General features: G+C 72.8%; 20 protein-coding genes and 1 tRNA gene. 8 read left to right on the top strand and 13 right to left on the bottom strand.

The window, feature by feature from the left end; translation table 11 throughout:
• Positions 1–69: 69 nt before the first annotated feature.
• Complete coding sequence (locus PX701_RS02880) at positions 70–573, top strand: GNAT family N-acetyltransferase (protein WP_231430045.1); 504 nt, start codon at positions 70–72, stop codon at positions 571–573.
• 63 nt (positions 574–636) lie between these two features.
• Positions 637–1,602, top strand: coding sequence for a nucleoside hydrolase (locus tag PX701_RS02875; protein ID WP_275505432.1), 966 nt, complete (start codon positions 637–639; stop codon positions 1,600–1,602).
• Positions 1,603–1,629: 27 nt separating this feature from the next.
• On the opposite strand, the gene PX701_RS02870 is transcribed toward PX701_RS02875, so the two are convergent.
• The 3 genes from PX701_RS02870 to PX701_RS02860 all read right to left on the bottom strand — a co-directional run bounded on the left by PX701_RS02870 (position 1,630) and on the right by PX701_RS02860 (position 4,290).
• Positions 1,630–2,211 (bottom strand): NUDIX hydrolase family protein, encoded by a 582-nt coding sequence (locus PX701_RS02870; RefSeq protein ID WP_231430043.1) that lies wholly within the window; start codon positions 2,209–2,211, stop codon positions 1,630–1,632.
• 65 nt (positions 2,212–2,276) lie between these two features.
• Positions 2,277–2,837, bottom strand: a complete 561-nt coding sequence (locus PX701_RS02865) for a gluconokinase (RefSeq protein ID WP_231430042.1) — start codon at positions 2,835–2,837, stop codon at positions 2,277–2,279.
• Between the two features lie 16 nt (positions 2,838–2,853).
• The gene (locus PX701_RS02860) at positions 2,854–4,290 is read right to left on the bottom strand and encodes a GntP family permease (RefSeq protein ID WP_231430041.1); all 1,437 of its coding nucleotides are present in this window, start codon (positions 4,288–4,290) and stop codon (positions 2,854–2,856) included.
• Positions 4,291–4,416: 126 nt separating this feature from the next.
• On the opposite strand from PX701_RS02860, the gene PX701_RS02855 reads away from it, so the two are divergent.
• Both PX701_RS02855 and PX701_RS02850 read left to right on the top strand, forming a co-directional pair.
• Entirely contained in the window at positions 4,417–5,175 is a 759-nt protein-coding gene (locus PX701_RS02855; RefSeq protein WP_275505431.1) for a FadR/GntR family transcriptional regulator, read from the top strand.
• A complete protein-coding gene (locus PX701_RS02850; protein WP_231430039.1) occupies positions 5,172–5,819 on the top strand; it encodes an alpha/beta hydrolase in 648 nt (215 codons plus the stop codon). Before PX701_RS02855 ends, PX701_RS02850 begins: the two co-directional genes overlap by 4 nt.
• Before the next feature lies 1 nt (position 5,820).
• On the opposite strand, the gene PX701_RS02845 is transcribed toward PX701_RS02850, so the two are convergent.
• The gene (locus PX701_RS02845; protein WP_231432269.1) at positions 5,821–6,189 is read right to left on the bottom strand and encodes a DUF5997 family protein; all 369 of its coding nucleotides are present in this window, start codon (positions 6,187–6,189) and stop codon (positions 5,821–5,823) included.
• 152 nt (positions 6,190–6,341) lie between these two features.
• Between PX701_RS02845 and PX701_RS02840 the strand changes: the two genes are divergently transcribed.
• Positions 6,342–7,052, top strand: coding sequence for a LysR family substrate-binding domain-containing protein (locus PX701_RS02840; protein WP_231430038.1), 711 nt, complete (start codon positions 6,342–6,344; stop codon positions 7,050–7,052).
• Positions 7,049–7,792: a glutamine amidotransferase gene (locus PX701_RS02835; RefSeq protein ID WP_275505430.1), complete on the top strand. Its 744-nt coding sequence runs from the start codon at positions 7,049–7,051 to the stop codon at positions 7,790–7,792. Before PX701_RS02840 ends, PX701_RS02835 begins: the two co-directional genes overlap by 4 nt.
• Before the next feature lie 88 nt (positions 7,793–7,880).
• Here PX701_RS02835 and PX701_RS02830 read toward each other — a convergent pair whose 3' ends face one another.
• The 3 genes from PX701_RS02830 to PX701_RS02820 form a co-directional block, all read right to left on the bottom strand.
• Positions 7,881–8,153, bottom strand: coding sequence for a GlsB/YeaQ/YmgE family stress response membrane protein (locus PX701_RS02830; protein ID WP_231430036.1), 273 nt, complete (start codon positions 8,151–8,153; stop codon positions 7,881–7,883).
• A gap of 95 nt (positions 8,154–8,248) precedes the next feature.
• On the bottom strand, positions 8,249–9,031 hold the full coding sequence (locus PX701_RS02825) for a YidC/Oxa1 family membrane protein insertase (protein ID WP_275505429.1): 783 nt from the start codon (positions 9,029–9,031) through the stop codon (positions 8,249–8,251).
• Between the two features lie 194 nt (positions 9,032–9,225).
• The gene (locus PX701_RS02820; protein WP_231430034.1) at positions 9,226–9,519 is read right to left on the bottom strand and encodes a DUF6412 domain-containing protein; all 294 of its coding nucleotides are present in this window, start codon (positions 9,517–9,519) and stop codon (positions 9,226–9,228) included.
• A gap of 96 nt (positions 9,520–9,615) precedes the next feature.
• On the opposite strand from PX701_RS02820, the gene PX701_RS02815 reads away from it, so the two are divergent.
• A complete protein-coding gene (locus PX701_RS02815; protein WP_476692287.1) occupies positions 9,616–10,698 on the top strand; it encodes a DNA polymerase IV in 1,083 nt (360 codons plus the stop codon).
• A 21-nt stretch (positions 10,699–10,719) separates the two neighbouring features.
• Here the strand turns inward: PX701_RS02815 and PX701_RS02810 are convergent, their stop codons facing one another.
• The 3 genes from PX701_RS02810 to PX701_RS02800 form a co-directional block, all read right to left on the bottom strand.
• Positions 10,720–11,268 (bottom strand): GNAT family N-acetyltransferase, encoded by a 549-nt coding sequence (locus tag PX701_RS02810; protein ID WP_231430033.1) that lies wholly within the window; start codon positions 11,266–11,268, stop codon positions 10,720–10,722.
• Between the two features lie 69 nt (positions 11,269–11,337).
• Positions 11,338–11,428, bottom strand: a tRNA-Ser gene (locus tag PX701_RS02805).
• A gap of 48 nt (positions 11,429–11,476) precedes the next feature.
• Positions 11,477–12,700, bottom strand: coding sequence for an NAD(P)-binding domain-containing protein (locus PX701_RS02800; RefSeq protein ID WP_275505428.1), 1,224 nt, complete (start codon positions 12,698–12,700; stop codon positions 11,477–11,479).
• A 174-nt stretch (positions 12,701–12,874) separates the two neighbouring features.
• Here PX701_RS02800 and radA point away from each other — a divergent pair, with 174 nt between their 5' ends.
• The gene (gene radA, locus PX701_RS02795; RefSeq protein WP_275505427.1) at positions 12,875–14,239 is read left to right on the top strand and encodes a DNA repair protein RadA; all 1,365 of its coding nucleotides are present in this window, start codon (positions 12,875–12,877) and stop codon (positions 14,237–14,239) included.
• 307 nt (positions 14,240–14,546) lie between these two features.
• Here the strand turns inward: radA and PX701_RS02790 are convergent, their stop codons facing one another.
• The 3 genes from PX701_RS02790 to PX701_RS02780 all read right to left on the bottom strand — a co-directional run bounded on the left by PX701_RS02790 (position 14,547) and on the right by PX701_RS02780 (position 16,421).
• Positions 14,547–14,954, bottom strand: coding sequence for a dehydrogenase (locus tag PX701_RS02790; protein ID WP_231430030.1), 408 nt, complete (start codon positions 14,952–14,954; stop codon positions 14,547–14,549).
• A 238-nt stretch (positions 14,955–15,192) separates the two neighbouring features.
• Positions 15,193–15,837, bottom strand: coding sequence for a hypothetical protein (locus PX701_RS02785; protein ID WP_275505426.1), 645 nt, complete (start codon positions 15,835–15,837; stop codon positions 15,193–15,195).
• A gap of 77 nt (positions 15,838–15,914) precedes the next feature.
• Positions 15,915–16,421, bottom strand: a complete 507-nt coding sequence (locus PX701_RS02780; protein ID WP_231430028.1) for an amino-acid N-acetyltransferase — start codon at positions 16,419–16,421, stop codon at positions 15,915–15,917.
• Between the last annotated feature and the right edge of the window lie 84 nt (positions 16,422–16,505).

Below are 16,505 nucleotides of genomic sequence, written 5' to 3'. Positions count from 1 at the left end.
GCAAAGGTTCCCGATCGGCCGGCCGGCCCTCGATTTCGCGGCTGGCCCGGCCTGGCTTAGTCTCGGGGCATGAGCACCGAAGTCGTTGCCGAAGTCGTCGTCCGCCCCATCCGCGATTCCGATGTCGAGGCGCTCGGCCGTGTCCACGCGACGTGCTGGCACGAGACGTACGACCACCTGATCAGCGCCGCCGCGTTCGAGAAGCTCTCGCCCCGGCGCATGGCCGACCTCTGGACCCACATGGCCGCGCGCGGCGAGGAGTACGCGCAGTTCGCCGCGCTCGTCGACGGCGAGATCGTCGGGTTCGTCGGGTCGGGCCCCGCTCGCGACGAGAACCCGCCCCGCGAGCGCGAGCTCTACTTCATCTACGTGCTCGACGCGTATCACGGCACGGGCATCGGCAAGAAGCTCTTCGATGCGGCCGTCGGCGACGACGCCGTCTACCTCTGGGTCGCCTCCGACAACCCGCGTGCGCACCGCTTCTACGAACGCAACGGCTTCACCGCCGACGGTGCCGACCAGCACGTGCCGTTCCTCGGCGAGGAGATCCACGAGGTGCGGCTGGTCCGCTGAGCGGCCGGTCGAGCATGCACCCGCTCGTGGTCGAGTAGCGACGTCGGAGCGTATCGAGACATCATGGCCACTCCCGTCATCCTCGACGTCGACACCGGTGTCGACGACGCCCTCGCGATCCTGTTCGCCGTCGCCCACCCCGATCTCGACGTGCTCGGCATCACGTGCGTCGCCGGCAACGCGTCGCTCGAGCAGGTCGTCGACAACACGCTGCGCGTGCTCGATGCCGCGGCAGCGGGAGACATCCCGGTCGCCGCAGGAGCCCACCGGCCGCTCATCGCACCGGCGCGCTCGGCCTCGCACGTGCACGGCGCCGACGGACTCGGGGGCCTCGTCCTCCCGGCGACCCGCCGCACCGCGCGCCCCGAGCACGCGGTCGAACTGCTCCGCCGCCTGATCATGGACCGCGCCGAGCCGGTGACGCTCGTCGCCCTGGCGCCGCAGACGAACCTCGCGCTGCTGCTGCGCACCCACCCCGAGGTCGCCGGGCGCATCGAGCGCATCGTCGTCATGGGCGGGTCGGCGAGCGTCGGCAACGCCACCGCGGTCGCGGAGTTCAACGTCTGGCACGACCCCGAGGCCGCCGCGATCGTGTTCGATGCAGGGGTGCCCGTCTACATGTACGGGCTCGACGTGTTCAACCGCGTCTCGGTCGCCGCCGACCGGGCGCATGCGCTCGAGCGCGGCGACCACTCAGTCGGCCGCATCGTCGGCGAGCTGCTCGGCTCGCGCATCGCCTTGAGCGAGGACGAGCACGCCGAGTACACGGGCCTCATCGGCGACGCCGGCGCGGTGTGCTCCATCGTCGAACCGGCCGCGCTGCGCACCGAGCGCCGGCCCGTCCGGGTCGAGCTCGCCGGCCTCGGCCGCGGTCAGACCCTCGTCGACCGGCGCGAGTTCGCCGGAGAGGACGTGGTGCACGGACTCGTCGACCCATGGCCCGTGGTCGAGGTCGCCCTCGACGTCGATGCCGACCGCGTGGCCCGGCTGTTCCTCGACACCGTGCTCGCGCTTCCGTCCGGAGCCTGATCCGGCGCCGGCCGCACCCGTTGCCGCCTAGTGCAGGGCGCCGACCGAGGCGAGCGCCTGCGCGACGAGCACTCCGCGTCCGCCCTCCATCTCGTCGGCGACCGGCTTCGCGACGGCCTCCTGCGGCGTCATCCAGGTCACCTCGAGCGCATCCTGCCGTGGCTCGCACGTGCCCGTGACCGGCACGACGTACACGAGCGAGACCGCGTGCTGGCGCTCGTCGGTGAACGGCGAGATGCCGGGCAGCGGGAAGTACTCGGCCACGGCCGCGGGCACCGGGCTCGCCGGCAGCAGCGGAAAGGCCATCGGTCCGAGGTCCTTCTCGAGGTGGCGGAAGAGCGCGTCGCGGATCGTCTCGCCGTACATGACCCGCCCCGAGACGAGCGTGCGCGTCATCTCGCCGAGCGCGTTCGCCCGCAGGAGCATGCCGACCTCGCCGACCTGGCCGAGCCCGTCGACCCGCACCGGCACGGCTTCGACGTAGAGCAGGGGCAGCCGGCCGCGCACCTCGGCGAGCTCGAGATCGCTCAGCCAACCCGGATTCGCCGGCGGCCGGACGGCGGGTTCGTCGTCGGGATTCCAGTCGGGATCGGGGGTGCGCACGCTCATGCCTCCGATTCTGCCCCACGATGTCCGCAGCCGTCGGGGAATCCGGCACGGTCGGCGCGAATGCCTCAGCCCGCGTCGCGCCCGAGCCCGAGGCGGGCGAGCGTCTGGGCGACCTCATCTTCTGGGGAGCCCTGCGCGTCGACGACGATGCCGCGCTCGCCCGGCCCCAGCGGTTCGAGCGTCTCGAACTGCGAGCCGAGCAGCGACGCCGGCATGTAGTGGCCGGTGCGATGCTCGAGCCTTCCCGCGATGAGCTCCCGGGCGCCCTCGAGGTGCACGAAGACGACGTTCGGCCGCGCCAGTCGGTCGCGGTAGGCCCGCTTGAGCGCCGAGCACGTGATCACGGCGGGCTCGCCGGCGGCCAGGTGCCCGTCGATCCAGGCTGCGATGCGATCGAGCCAGGGCCACCGGTCGTCGTCGGTGAGGGGGGTGCCGCTCGCCATCTTGGCGACGTTGGCCTCGGGGTGCAGGGCGTCGCCCTCCTGGAGATCCCAGCCGAGGCGCTCGGCGATGAGCTCGGCGAAGGTCGTCTTGCCGCTGCCCGACACTCCCATGACGACGAGCACTGGCGGGTGCTCGACCTCGATCGGGGATGCCTCGGGGGCGGCCTCGCGCGCGTCGTTCATGATCGTCCTCCCCCGCTCACGCGACGAACGGGCTCAGCGCGAGCACGCCCGCGAGGCCGACGAGGGAGATGAGGCACTCGAGCACGGTCCACGACTTCAGGGTCTGGCCGATCGTGAGGCCGAAGTACTCCTTGATGAGCCAGAACCCGGCGTCGTTCACGTGCGAGAGGAAGACCGAGCCCGATCCGATCGCGAGCACGAGCAGCGAGGTCGCACCGGCCGAGAGGTCGAGGTCGGCGACGAGCGGCTGCAGGATGCCGGCGGCCGTGATCGTGGCGACGGTCGCCGAGCCGGTGGCGACGCGGATGAGCACGGCGACGAGCCAGGCGAGGGCGAGCACGACGGCGAGGGAGCCGCCGATGCCCGAGATCGCGTCGGCGATGACCTGCCCGATCGTCGAGTCGACGAGCACCTGCTTGAAGCCGCCGCCGGCGCCGACGATGAGGAGGATGCCCGCGATCGGAGGCAGCGACGAGCCGACCGAGGCGGCGATCTCGTCGCGCCCCATGCGGCCGCCGCGGCCGAGCACGACCATGCCGACGAGCACGGCGAGGAGCAGCGCGATGACCGGCTTGCCGAGGAAGTCGACGACGAGCTTCCACGCGTCGCCCGAGGTCGGAGCGACGATGTTCGCGAGCGACGAGGCGAGCATGAGCACGACCGGCAGCAGGATGCAGAAGAGTGCGGCCCCGAACGAGGGGCGCGGCTTCGACGACACGTCCTCGCCGCGGTCCTCCGCGGTGACGAAGAGGTCGGGCACCGGGACCTTCACCCAGCGGGCGGCGAGTTTCGAGAACAGCGGGCCGGCGATGATGACGGCCGGGATCGCGACGATCACGCCGAAGAGGAGGGTCTGGCCGAGGTCGGCGCCGACGAGGTCGATCGCGGCGAGGGGCCCGGGGTGCGGCGGCACGAGGCCGTGCATCGCCGAGAGGCCCGCGAGCGTGGGGATCGCGATGCGCATGAGCGGCAGCCCCGAACGGCGCGCGACGAGGATGATGACGGGCACGAGCAGCACGAGGCCGACCTCGAAGAACATCGGGAGGCCGATGAGGGCGCCGACGCCGCCCATGACCCAGGGCAGCGCCTGCACGCTCGAGCGCGCGATGAGGGTGTCGACGATGCGGTCGGCGCCGCCGGAGTCGGCGAGCAGCTTGCCGAAGATCGCGCCGAGCGCGATCAGCACGCCCACCCCGCCCATGGTCGCGCCGAAGCCGTTGGTGAAGCTCAGGATCGTCTGCACCGCGGTCATGCCGGCCACGAGGCCGGTCACGATGGCGCCGATCATGAGCGAGATGAAGGGGTGCAGCTTCACCCAGGTGATGAGCACGACGATGACGGCGATGCCGACGAGTGCGGCGGTGATGAGCTGCCATTCGGGCGCCGTGGTGGTCGGGACGACGGGATCGGCGGCGGAGACGAGCGCTGCAGCGGTGGAGAGCACGGTGGACATTGGCCTGAACTTCCTCGGTCTGGCGGACTGGGTGAGGTGACTCTACATATATGTAGGGCATATTTCAAGGCACGCCTTATAACGCCGGGCATTTCACTCGAGCGACGCCTCGGCGATAATCAGTGGATGGATGCTTCGCCGAACGGTTCGTCCGCCCTGCACGAGCGGGTGATCGAGTCGCTGGGCGCGGACATCGTCTCCGGCCGGCTCGCCCCCGGCGCGCGCATCCTGACGACCGACATCGCCGAGCGCTTCGGCGCCTCCCGCTCGGCGCTGCGCGAGGTGGTGCGGGTGCTCGAGTCGATGGGCCTCGTGGAGGTGCGCCGGCGCGCCGGCGTCGAGATCCTGCCGCCCGAGCGCTGGAACCCGTACTCCACCCGGCTCATCAGGTGGCGGCTCGCGGGCCCCGACCGGATCGAGACCCTGCATGCGCTCAGCCAGCTGCGCAGCGCGGTCGAACCGCTCGCGGCGCGACTCGCCGCCGAGCACGCCGCGCCCGCGCAGCGCACCGCGCTCATCGCCGCCGTCACGGGCATGACCGAGCGGGCGCGCGAGGCCGACGAGGCGCCCTACCTCGAGCACGACGTCGCGTTCCACGCCGCGGTCCTGGATGCCTCGGGCAACCCGTTCCTCGCCGCCCTCGGTCCGGTCGTGGGCGAGGTGCTGCGCGGGCGCACGCAGCACGCGCTGATGCCGCACGAGGCGAACCCGACGGCGCTCCGGCTCCACCAGGAGGTCGCGTTCGCCATCACCGAGGGCCGGCCCGACGAGGCCGAACGCGCCCTCGCCGCGATCGTCTCCGAGGCCGACCAGGCGGTGCAGGCGGTCGCGGACGTGACGCCGGGCGACGCCGACGTGACCGATTCCCCGGAGGAGGGGCGATGATCATCGACGACGAGGCCGTGCTCTGGTCGGCCGCCGGCGAGGACCGCGCCGATCGGCCGCTGCTGGTGCTGCTCCACGGCTACAACTCGAACGAGGGCGACCTGTTCGGCCTCGCGCCCTACCTGCCGCTGCAGCCGGTCATCGCCTCGCTGCGCGCGCCGCTCGACGCAGGGTACGGCTACGCATGGTTCGAGGTCTTCGACGAGCGCGGCCGCATCGACGACGACTCCCCCGCGAAGCAGGCCGAGTCGCAGGCAGCCGCCGAAGCGGTGCTCGCGTGGGTCGATCGCGCCGCGCCCGGCACGCCGGTCGGTCTCGTCGGCTTCTCGCAGGGTGGCGCGCTGTGCCTCGAGCTCCTGCGCCTCGCACCCGAGCGCTTCGAGTTCGCGGCCATCCTGGCCGGCTTCGCGATGCCCGGCGAGCGCGACGGCGACGCCCGGCTCGCGACGGTGCGGCCGCCGGTCTTCTGGGGTCGCGGCACCCTCGACGAGGTCATCCCCGCGGCGTCCGTCGCCCGGACGCAGGACTGGCTGCCCGGGCACGCGACCGTCGACGCGCGCATCTACGAGGGCCTCGGTCACTCCGTCTCCGAGGCGGAGCTCGCGGACCTCACCGGCTTCCTGCGCGACCGCTACGCCGCGTGAACTACTCCGCCGAACGCGCCGCCCGCTCGCGGTCGCGCTCGGCGACGCGCTGCTTCTCGGCGCGCACGGCGGCCTGGGTCGCGCGCTCCTCGACGAGCCATTGCGGCGGTGCCGCGAGGAGGGCCTTGATCTCGGCCGTCGTGAGCGCGTCGCTGACGCCCGCGCGTGCGAGGCCGGAGTTCGAGACGCCGAGCTTCGCGGCGACGACCTGACGCGGGTGCGGTCCCTCTCGGCGCAGCGTCGCGAGCCACTCGGGCGGGTCGGCCTGCAACGCGTCGACCTCGTCGCGGGTGATCGCGTGGTCGCGGAACTCCTCGGGCGCGGCGGAGAGCAGGATGCCGAGCTTCTTCGCCGCGGTCTCGGCCTTCATGGTCTGCGACTTCTTGGCCCGGGGCTGCTTCTCGCGCGGCTCGGCGGCCGGCGACTCGTTCTCGCTCACCCTGCAACCGTAGCCGACGGTAGCCTGAGAGGCACCGGCACGCGGGACGACGCGTGCCGGCACGACCGCGAACAGGGGGCGACATGGCGTTGCGACTCGACTACGTCGCGGGCGTCTCCCCGTCGAAGTGGCTGCGAGCCTGGGGCGAGCGACGTGCCGACCTGCCCCTCGAGGCCGCCAGGGTCGACGAGTCCGTGCAGCTCGACCGGCTGCGCTCGGGCGAGGTCGACCTCGCATTCGTCCGGCTGCCGGTCGACGCCGACGGCTTGCACCTCATCCCGCTCTGGGAGGAGCTCGCGGTCGTGGTGCTCCCGAAGGACCACGCCTTCGCCGAGGAGGCCGAGCTCTCGCTCGCCGACCTCGGCGGCGAGCCGGTCGCCCCGGTGCAGACCGACCCCGCCATGACCCTCGAACTCGTCGCCGCCGGTACCGGCTATGCGATCGTGCCGCACTCGATCGCGAGGCTCCACCACCGGCGCGACGTCGTGGCGATCCCGCTCTCCGACGGCACCTCCACCCGCATCGCCCTCGTCTGGCGGGTCGAACGCGACGACGACGACATCCAGGAGTTCGTCGGCGTCGTGCGCGGACGCGGCGTGCGCAGCTCGCGGGGCGACGAGGCGCCGACGATGAAGCCGGCGAAGGCGGCCAAGCTCGCGGCCGCCGAGCGGCGCGCCGCCGACGGCAGGGGCGGAAAGGCCGGCGGAGCGAAGGGCGGCAAGGCCGCGTCCGGGCGGGCCGCCCCGCGCACCGGTCAGGGGGCCAAGCAGCGGCATCGGCGGCGTGGCCGATGACCGCGCCGAAGCCGTTCCTCTTCCTCTCCGCCCGCCCCGAGGTCGAGGCCGTCGGGCCCGAGTACGAGTCGGTGCGCCGTGCGATGCGCCTCGATGCCGGCCGGCTCGAGCACCACCGCCTCGACGTCGAACCGCTCGGCGAGGTGCGCCTCGACGCGTTCGCGGGCATCGTCGTCGGCGGCAGCCCGTACAACGTGACGACCCCCGAGGAGCACAAGCATCCCGTCCAGCAGCGGGTCGAGGCGGAGCTCGCCGCCCTGGCGGAGCGCGCCCTCGACATCGGGTTCCCCGTGATGTTCACCTGCTACGGCATCGGCGTGCTGGCCCGCGTGCTCGGCGGACGCGTCGGCACCCGGTACGGCGAGAACGCCGCCGCCGTCGAGATCGCGCTCACCGCCGACGGCGTGGCCGACCCGCTCGTCGGTACGCTGCCCGGCCGCTTCGACGCGCTCGTCGGCCACAAGGAGTCGACCGAGCTCCTGCCGGCCGACGCGGTCCTCCTCGCGTCGTCGGCGGGCTGCCCGGTGCAGATCTACCGGGTGGGCCCGAGCGTGTACGCGACCCAGTTCCACCCCGAGGTCACGACCGACGACTTCATCGCGCGGGCGCAGGTGTACCGGCACCACGGCTACTTCCCGGCGAGCGAACTGCGCGAGGTCTCGCGGCGCCTCGCCGAGGCATCCGTGACCGAACCGCAGCGCCTGCTGGCGCGCTTCGTCGAGCTCGCCGACGCGCGCTGACCGACCGGGCCGACGAGATGCATGCCGCTGGGGGCATCCACCTCGTCGACCCGGTGACCGGGCCGGTCGGCGACCGGCCCGCGCCTGGTCAGGCGGTGCTCTTGCTGTTGCCCCGGGTGATGAGGCCCCAGATCAGCAGCACGACGATCGACCCGGCGATGGCGAGCAGCCACGTGCCGAGATCCCAGAACTCCGTCAGGGGGCGGTTGAGGATGAGGCTGCCCAGCCAGCCTCCCAGCAGGGCGCCGACGACGCCGAGCAGCAGCGTGACGAACCAGCCGCCGCCCTGCTTGCCGGGCAGGATCAGCTTGGCGATGGCGCCGGCGATGAGGCCGAGCACCAGGAAAGCGAGGAAACTCATGGCAGCTCCTTCGATTCGGATGCCTCAACCGAACCACCGCGGGCGACGCGCGGCAAGGGCTTGTGCGGCGCGGCGCCGACACGGTATCGGTGCGGTCACGCCGGCTCGGGCAGCGGATACGCGCGCCGGAGCACCATGCGCTGCCCGAGCGTCCACGCGACGGTGACGAGCAGGTAGAGCGCGGCCGCGAGCGGAACGAACATCGCGACCACGGCGGTCGCGTACTGCAAGAGGCCGAGCATCCGCACGGCGGCGGGGTTCGCGAGCGGTGACGCGGATGCCTCGCCGGGGACGCGCCCGGCCGGCGGCGCCGTCGACACCGGTGCGCGGAACACCCGCCGTGTCGTCTCGCCGACGAGGGCGATCGAGACGACGACGATCGCGAACACGGCGAGCGCCGACGGGGTGAGCGTGCCGACCGTGAGCATCCCCGCGAGGCTCGAGCCGAGGGGCACGCCCGCCAGCGTGTGCTGCAGCAGCGCGTTCGGGTGACCGGCGATCGCCTGCAGCACGAACAGGGCGTAGATCACGCCCACGACGGGTGCCTGCGCCAGCATGGGCAGGCAGCCCGCGAGGGGCGACGTGCCCTCGTCGCGGTAGAGCGCCATCATCTCGCGCTGGAGTCGCTCGGGCTGCTTCGCGAACCGGCGCTGCAGGGTGGCGAGCTTCGGCGCGAGCCGGGCCCGGCCCTGCTCGGCCTTCGCCTGCGAGACGCCGACGGGGATGAGCGCCGCACGCACGAGCAGCGTGACGAGGACGATCGCCGCCGCCGCGCTCGCGACGCCGATCAGCGGCTCGAGCAGGTCGGCCAGGCCGATGAGGAGGTCGTGCGCTCCGTCGAGGAGCGCGGCGATGGGAGGAAAGCTGTAGAGGTCCAAGGTGTGATCCGTTCGCGGTCGAGGAAACTGGGTTCCGTCTGGCCGCGCGGACGCTGCGACGTCGTGCCACCGGTCGACGAGTCATCCGTCCGGTCGTCCGCCCACGGCGGGTCGCCGCCGGTGGGGTCGCCGACCGTCGGCGGGTCGCCGTCGGCAGGTCCGCCCGCGGTCGGCGGGCGTTCGATCGTCGCGCGCTACGCGGCCGCGAGGCCGCGGCCCGGTGCCCTCGGCCGTGCTCGTCCTGGGGCGTCGGGGTCGCTCTGCGAGAGCAGCGCACCCGGATCGGCGGTCTGCCGCAGGCGTCGAGCGGCGCCCGATGCGTCCGCCGCGACGAGCGCGGGCAGCGCCCGGACCGCGAGCACGACCACCGCGAGCGCGGCGGCGCCGACGACGCCCACGAGCAGCACCGCGAGCGTCGCGTTCGACGCGAGCGCGAGCTCGAGCGAGGCCTGGAGGTAGCGGAAGAGCTCGGCGATCAGCTCGATCACGGCGGCGCTCCCCTCATCGATCGTGCCCGCCCTCCGACGTGGGCGGGACGCGATCAACGCTAACACCCGGCGGCTGCGAGGCGGCAGACTGGCGGGGTGACCCGGCCCGTGCGCCCGTGGGTGCTGCACGTCGACCTCGACCAGTTCATCGCAGCGGTCGAGGTCCTGCGCCGCCCCGAACTCGCCGGGCGGCCGGTGATCGTGGGCGGGCGCGGCGACCCGACCGAGCGCGCGGTGGTGTCGACCGCCTCGTACGAGGCGCGCGAGTACGGCGTCGGGTCGGGGATGCCGCTGCGCATCGCCGCGCGCAAGGTTCCGGATGCCGTCATCCTGCCGGTCGATGCCGAGGCGTACCTCGCCGCCTCCGACGAGGTGATGTCGACGCTCCGGTCGCAGCCGGGCGCCACCGTGCAGGTGCTCGGCTGGGACGAGGCGTTCGTCGGCGTCGAACTCGACGACCCCGAGGCCTACGCACGCCGCCTGCAGCAGGCGGTGCTCGACCGCACGGCCCTGCACTGCAGCGTCGGCATCGGCGACACGCTCGTGCGGGCGAAGGTCGCGACCGGGTTCGGCAAGCCGCGCGGGGTGTTCCGGCTGACGGCCGACAACTGGCTCGAGGTCATGGGGCAGCGCCCCACGCGGGACCTCTGGGGCGTGGGCGCCAAGATCTCGCGTCGGCTCGCCGGGCACGGCATCACGACCGTGGCCGAGCTCGCCGCTGCCGACCCCGAGGTGCTCGCCGCCGAGTTCGGCCCGCGGATGGGGCCCTGGTACGGCGAGCTCGGGCGCGGGGAGGGCTCCCGCGTCGTCGACGACACGCCATGGGTGGCCCGCGGGCACAGTCGCGAGACGACCTACCAGCGCGACCTCACCGACCCGGCCGAGGTCGACGCGGCCCTGCACGCGCTCTTCGAGCAGGTGTGGGCCGACATCGTCGCCGAGGGACGACCCGTCATCGGCGTCACCCTGAAGGTGCGGTACGCCCCGTTCATCACGACGACGCACCAACGCAGGATCACGACGACCGGCGATCGCGACGTCGCCCTCGCGAGCGTCGAGGCGCTCGCCGGCGACCGCATCGAGCCCGGACGGCCCGTTCGCCTGCTCGGCCTGCGCCTCGAGATGCCGATGCCGGAGGAGGCCCGGGAGGGGCACACGCCGACGCGCAGCGGGTGGTGAGCGCGCTCGGCCGTCGCCTGCTCAGTCCTCGAGCAGCCGCTCGAACAGCACGTGGTCCTGCCACTCGCCCGCGATGCGGAGGTAGCGCCGGGCGAGCCCGAACCGCTCGAAGCCGTTGCGCTCGAGCACCCGCTGCGAGGCGAGGTTGTGCACGAGGGTGCCGGCCTGCACCCGGTGCAGGCCGGCCGCGCGAGCGTGGTGCAGCGCGATGCCGACTGCGGTCGTCGCAAGGCCCTGTCCGGTGAACCGGCCGTCGACCCAGTACCCGAGGTGGGCGTTCTGGAAGACGCCGCGCACGAGGTCGGAGAGGTTCACGCGGCCGACGATCTCTGCGCCCTCGTCGCCTGCGGCGAGGACGAGGGGAATGAGGGCGCCCGCCTCGAGCCGGAGCATCGCGCCCGCGACATCCCGTTCATGCCATGACGTCGTGAAGAACTCGGGGGTGCGCAGGGGCTCCCACGGTGCGAGGTGCTCACGATTGCGCTCGTAGGCCGCGGCGAGCGCGGGGCCGTCGCCGGGTGCGAGCAGGCGCATCACGACCCCGCCGTCGAGTTCGACCGGTTCGAGCATCCGCGCCTCCCGCGTTCACGAATCACGCTGAAACGACGAACCCCGCGACCTTGCGATCGCGGGGTTCGGTGGCGGTGACGGTGGGATTTGAACCCACGGTAGGGGGTTACCCTACACAACTTTTCGAGAGTTGCACCTTCGGCCGCTCGGACACGTCACCGGGATCGATAGTAGACGACGACGGGCCCAGTACCAAAACGAGGGCGCCTCACGCCGCGGCGATCGCGCGGGCGATCGCGGTCGCGTCCGCACCGACGCCCATGAGCAGCGGCGACCGGCGGGTCGTCATCCATGGCACGCCGATGAACCACAGCCGGGACGAGCGAGGGCTGCGCCCGCCCTCCTGCACCGGGAACCCGTGTTCGTCGGTGACGCCGTCGAGCTCGATCCAGCCGTAGTCGGGTCGGTAGCCGCACGCGACGATCACTGCGGCGACCCTGGCCAGCCGTGGCGGCGCGACCGCCACGGGAGCAGGCGGATCGGCGGGCAGCTCCTCCGGGCCGGGCAGGCCCCACCCGGCCGAGATCGCAGTGGCCGCCTGCCAGACCTGGCGATAGGCCTCGTCGCCCTTCGCGACGGAGGCGGCGAGGTCGTCGGCCACGACGAGCCGATCGCCGTCGATGCCGAGCACGCGGCCGCAGAGGTGCACGCCCTCGTCGGCGAGCGTGCGCAGGTTGAGGTCCTGACCGCCGTGGTTGCCGGTCACGAGCGGATTCGCAGCGACCCGCACGGCGACCGAGGGCTGGTCGGCGAGCGTCTGCTCGAAGAAGCCGGCCGCCTCGAGCCAGTCGATGCCGTCGCGGCCGGCGACCCTCCGCGGGATCGCCGGGGCGGATCCCGCCGCCATCACGACCTCCCGGCCGGCGGCGAAGAGCTCGTCGGCCAGCTGCGCCGCACTCTGCCCGCCGCCGACGACGAGCACGACGCCGTCGGGCAGGTCGTCGGGCACGTCGTCGGGCGACCGGTAGTCCGTCGAGCCGAGCACGGGCATCCGATGCGCGAGCTCCTGCGCCCACGCCGGGCGCCGCTCGTGCTGGTAGGCGCCGGTCGCGACGACGACACGGCGGGCGCGGATGCCTCCGGCCGGGGTGTCGGCGACCAAGGCGTCGTCGCCGTCGAGGCGGAGCGCAGTCACCGGGCGATGCTCCTCGACGGGCGCGCCGAACGAGGCGGCGTACCGCTGCAGGTGCGCGATGACCTCGTCGCGCGACAGGTAGCCCGAGCCGTACGGCCCGTGGTACTCGCCGCCCGGCAGCCGGATGAAGTGGTTCGGGGTCACGAGGTGGAACGAGTCCCACCGATCGGCCCACGTGCTGCCGACCGTCTCGCTGTCGAGCACGACGTGCTCCACGCCCTCGGCGGTGAGTTCGTGGCTCATCGCGAGGCCCGCCTGGCCCGCACCGATCACGAGCACGTCGACGTCGGCTCGCATGTCTCGACGGTACGCCCGCGTGCGACGAGCCGCGACTCCCCCGATCGGGAGGTGCGCGGCCCGCCGCGGCGGCGATCCGCGGCGGCGGCCTGCTGCGTCGGCCTGCTGCGTCGGCCCTTCGCTGCGGCGGCCGTTCGCACGGGTGGTGTCGGCGGCCACGGGTAGTCTCTGGGCATGGCCCGCCCCACCTCCTCCTTCCGCTGCACCGAGTGCGGGTGGACCACCCTCAAGTGGGTCGGCCGCTGCGTCGAGTGCCAGCAGTGGGGCACCGTCGTCGACGCGGCCGAACAGACCGGCATCGTGCGCGGGCTGCAGGCCGTGAAGGTCGGCGAGGCGCGCTCGGCCCGGCCCATCGTCGAGGTCGAGACCACCGACGCGGCGCACCGGCCGAGCGGCATCGGCGAGTTCGACCGCGTGCTCGGCGGGGGCATCGTCGCAGGGGCGGCCATCCTGCTCTCGGGCGAGCCCGGCGTCGGCAAGTCGACCCTGCTGCTCGAGGTCGCCGCCCGGGTCGCGGCCACCGGCCGCCGGGTGCTCTACGTGACCGCCGAAGAGTCGACGGCCCAGGTCCGCCTGCGGGCGGGTCGCACCGGTGCGCTGCACGGCGAGCTCTACCTCGCCGCCGAGACCGACCTGGCGACGATCCTCGGCCAGATCGATGCGACCTCGCCCGAGCTCCTCATCGTCGACTCGGTGCAGACCGTCTCGTCGTCGCTCTCCGACGGCCTGCCGGGGCAGCCGAGCCAGGTCCGCGAGGTCGCCTCCACGCTCATCCGGGTCGCGAAAGAGCGGCAACTGCCGCTGCTGCTCGTCGGCCATGTCACGAAAGACGGCTCGATCGCGGGGCCGCGCCTGCTCGAGCACCTCGTCGACGTCGTCTGCCAGTTCGAAGGCGACCGGCAGACGGCGCTGCGCTTCGTGCGCGCGCTCAAGAACCGGTTCGGCCCCACCGATGAGGTCGGCTGCTTCGAGATGACGGGCGAGGGCATCGCCGAGGTGCCCGACCCGTCGGGGCTGTTCCGCTCGACCGGGCGACGCGAGGTGAGCGGCACGTGCGTGACGGTCGCGCTCGAGGGCCGCCGCGCGCTGCCCGTCGAGGTGCAGGCGCTCGTCGTCGCGACGAAGGCCCCGCAGCCGCGTCGCGTCGTCAACGGCGTCGACCCGTCACGCGTGGCGATGATCATCGCGGTGCTCGAGCGGCGCGCCGGGCTCAAGGCACTCGGCGAGCACGACGTGTACGTGTCGACGGTCGGCGGCGTGCGGCTCGCCGAGCCGGGTGCCGACCTCGCGATCGCCGTCGCCATCGCCTCGGCCATGCGCGACGCCGCGGTGCCGCACGAGCTGGCCGCCTTCGGCGAGATCAGCCTCGCCGGCGAGGTGCGGCCGGTGACCGCCGCGAAGCAGCGCACCGCCGAGGCTCGCCGTCTGGGCTACACGACGATCCTCGACGTCGAGGCCGGCAGCGTTCGCGCCGCCGTCGCCCGGGCGATGCTCGCGTCGACCGACTCCCGCCAGCGCGAGCTCGACGCGGCGTTCTGACGCGTCGTCGGCACCGGGAGTTCGCCGGGTCTCACCCGACTCGGCCGGCGCGCGGTCGGTCGGTCGGTCGGTCGGCACCATCCCGGATGCGGGGTGCTCCTGCTCGGAGTTGCAGGACTATTCGGCGGGCACCCGTGCAGAGGGGGCCGCCGGCCCGCTCATCCTGCAACTTCGAGCCACTCGGATCTCCGGGGCACGCAGCGTGCCGGAGGCCGGGGCTCCCCGCAAGGAGTTGCAGGACTATTCGGCGGGCACCCGTGCATACGGGGCCACCGACCCGCTCATCCTGCAACTTCGAGAAGCCGCGTCAGACCTCGAGTGCGCGCAGCAGCTCGGCGGGCGATGCCTGCATGGGATGCGGCCCGGCGATGTCGAGGAACACCGTCGTGATCGTCGACTCGTGGCGCTTGAGGAACCCGCGCAGCCAGGCGGGGCTGTGCAGGCCGACCGCGGGCGGCAGGTTCGCCGGCTTGTTCACCGCGTCGCTGAAGAGCAGCAGCGCGACCTCACCGGTGTTCGGGTCGCGGTACGTCCACACCTCGCCGCCGTCGAGCGGCCTGTCGCGCGGACCCGGCTTGATGAGCGGCACGACCGTGTTGCCGTTGCGCAGTGCGAGGGCGACGGCCGCCATGTCCTGCCGTTCGAGCGCCTCGGCGAGCGCCTGCGAGCGGAACTCGACCGGCGGCTTCGCCTTCTTCTTCGCCTTGCCTGCCATGCCTTCCAGCGTAGCCGGGCCGCCGTGCCGGGGAGTCCGCCGGGAACGGGGCCGCACTCGCGGGCGACGGTCGGGTATCCGTCGGATCGAACCACGAGTGCGACCCCCGGGTGATCTCGCCCTGCCAGGCCCTCGACCATCCCTGCACCCGAGTGTCCCCCGGTTCGCTCCGTTCGGGGTACGCCCAGTTCGAGGGTCAGTGCCGGTCCGGCGGGAGCGGCGACCTCGAGCGACACCGTCAGTAGAGCAGGAACTGCTTCTTCTCGGCCGAGTCGAAGCCGTCGATCGACACCGCCAGGTAGTACGAGGCGCCGCCGGCCGGGACCGACTCACGGGGCCCCTCGCAGGTGTCCTTGCTCGAACGCGTGCGGTCCCAGGCGATCGGCGAGCTCGACGAGATCGGCTTGCCCGGCTGCAGCGACACCTCGGCGTCGATCGCGTCGACCTGGCAGTCGGTCGACATCCAGTAGACGTCGTCGCCGCTCGTGATCGTGAAGACCTGGGCCTTCGTGCCGGCGTTCAGCACGCACACGTTCTTGCCGGTGTTCTCGATCGTCACCGAGAGCTGCGGCTGCTGGCCGGCCTCGTACGACGACTTGTCGGTGATCGGCTCGACCACGATCTGCTCGGGTGCGCAGGGGTCGCCGTCGGCCGCGGTGGGCTCGGTCGGAATCGTCGTCGACTCGGGGTCGCTCGTCTTCGTGGCGTCCGTCGCGGCCGGCTTGCCGTCGCCGGTCGAGGGCTCTTCGCCCTGGCTCGCGCCCGGCCGCACGATGATGAGCACGATCGCGGCGACGACCGCGAGCAGCACCAGCAGCACGACGACCCGACGGCGCCGGTACACCTGAGGTGACGGGCGTCCGGCCGGAGGGTTCGTCGACATGGTCACAGGGTACGACCGAGCGGCGCCCACCCCGACGCACCCGGTCGGCGGGTTTCGACAAGCTCCCGGAGGACGGTTCAGAGTCGTTTCAGCATGCGGGTGTTGCCGAGCGTGTTCTGCTTGACGCGGGCGAGGTCGAGGAACTCGGCGACGCCCTCGTCGTGCGAGCGCACGAGCTCGGCGTAGACCTCGGGGTCGACGGTCTCGGCGCCCATGTCCATGAAGCCGTGCCGCCCGAAGAACTCGACCTCGAACGTGAGGCAGAACAGCCGTGAGAGGCCGAGCTCGCGGGCGTCGGCCTCGAGCGCGTCGAGCAGTGCGTGGCCGACCCCCCGGCCGAGCCAGTCCTCGCCCACCGCGAGCGTGCGCACCTCGCCGAGGTCCTCCCACATGACGTGCAGCGCCCCGGCCCCGATGATCCGCCCGTCGGCCGTCTCCGCGACGCGGAACTCCTGGATGGCGCCGTAGAGGTCGACCCGCTCCTTGCCGAGCAGGATGCGTCGGGTGACGAACGGCTCCACGACGTCGATGATCTTCGGCACATCGCTCGTGCGCGCACGGCGCACGTGGAACTCGGTCGTCATCCGCCCATCGTATTGCCGCGTGGGTGACGATGACGACGGCGGGCGGACACGACGAGGGGGCGGATGCCGCAGCATCCGCCCCCT

Origin of the sequence: Agromyces chromiiresistens (assembly GCF_029167465.1) — a bacterium.
Lineage (GTDB): Bacteria > Actinomycetota > Actinomycetes > Actinomycetales > Microbacteriaceae > Agromyces > Agromyces chromiiresistens.
This window is presented reverse-complemented; position numbering and strand designations above follow the sequence as displayed.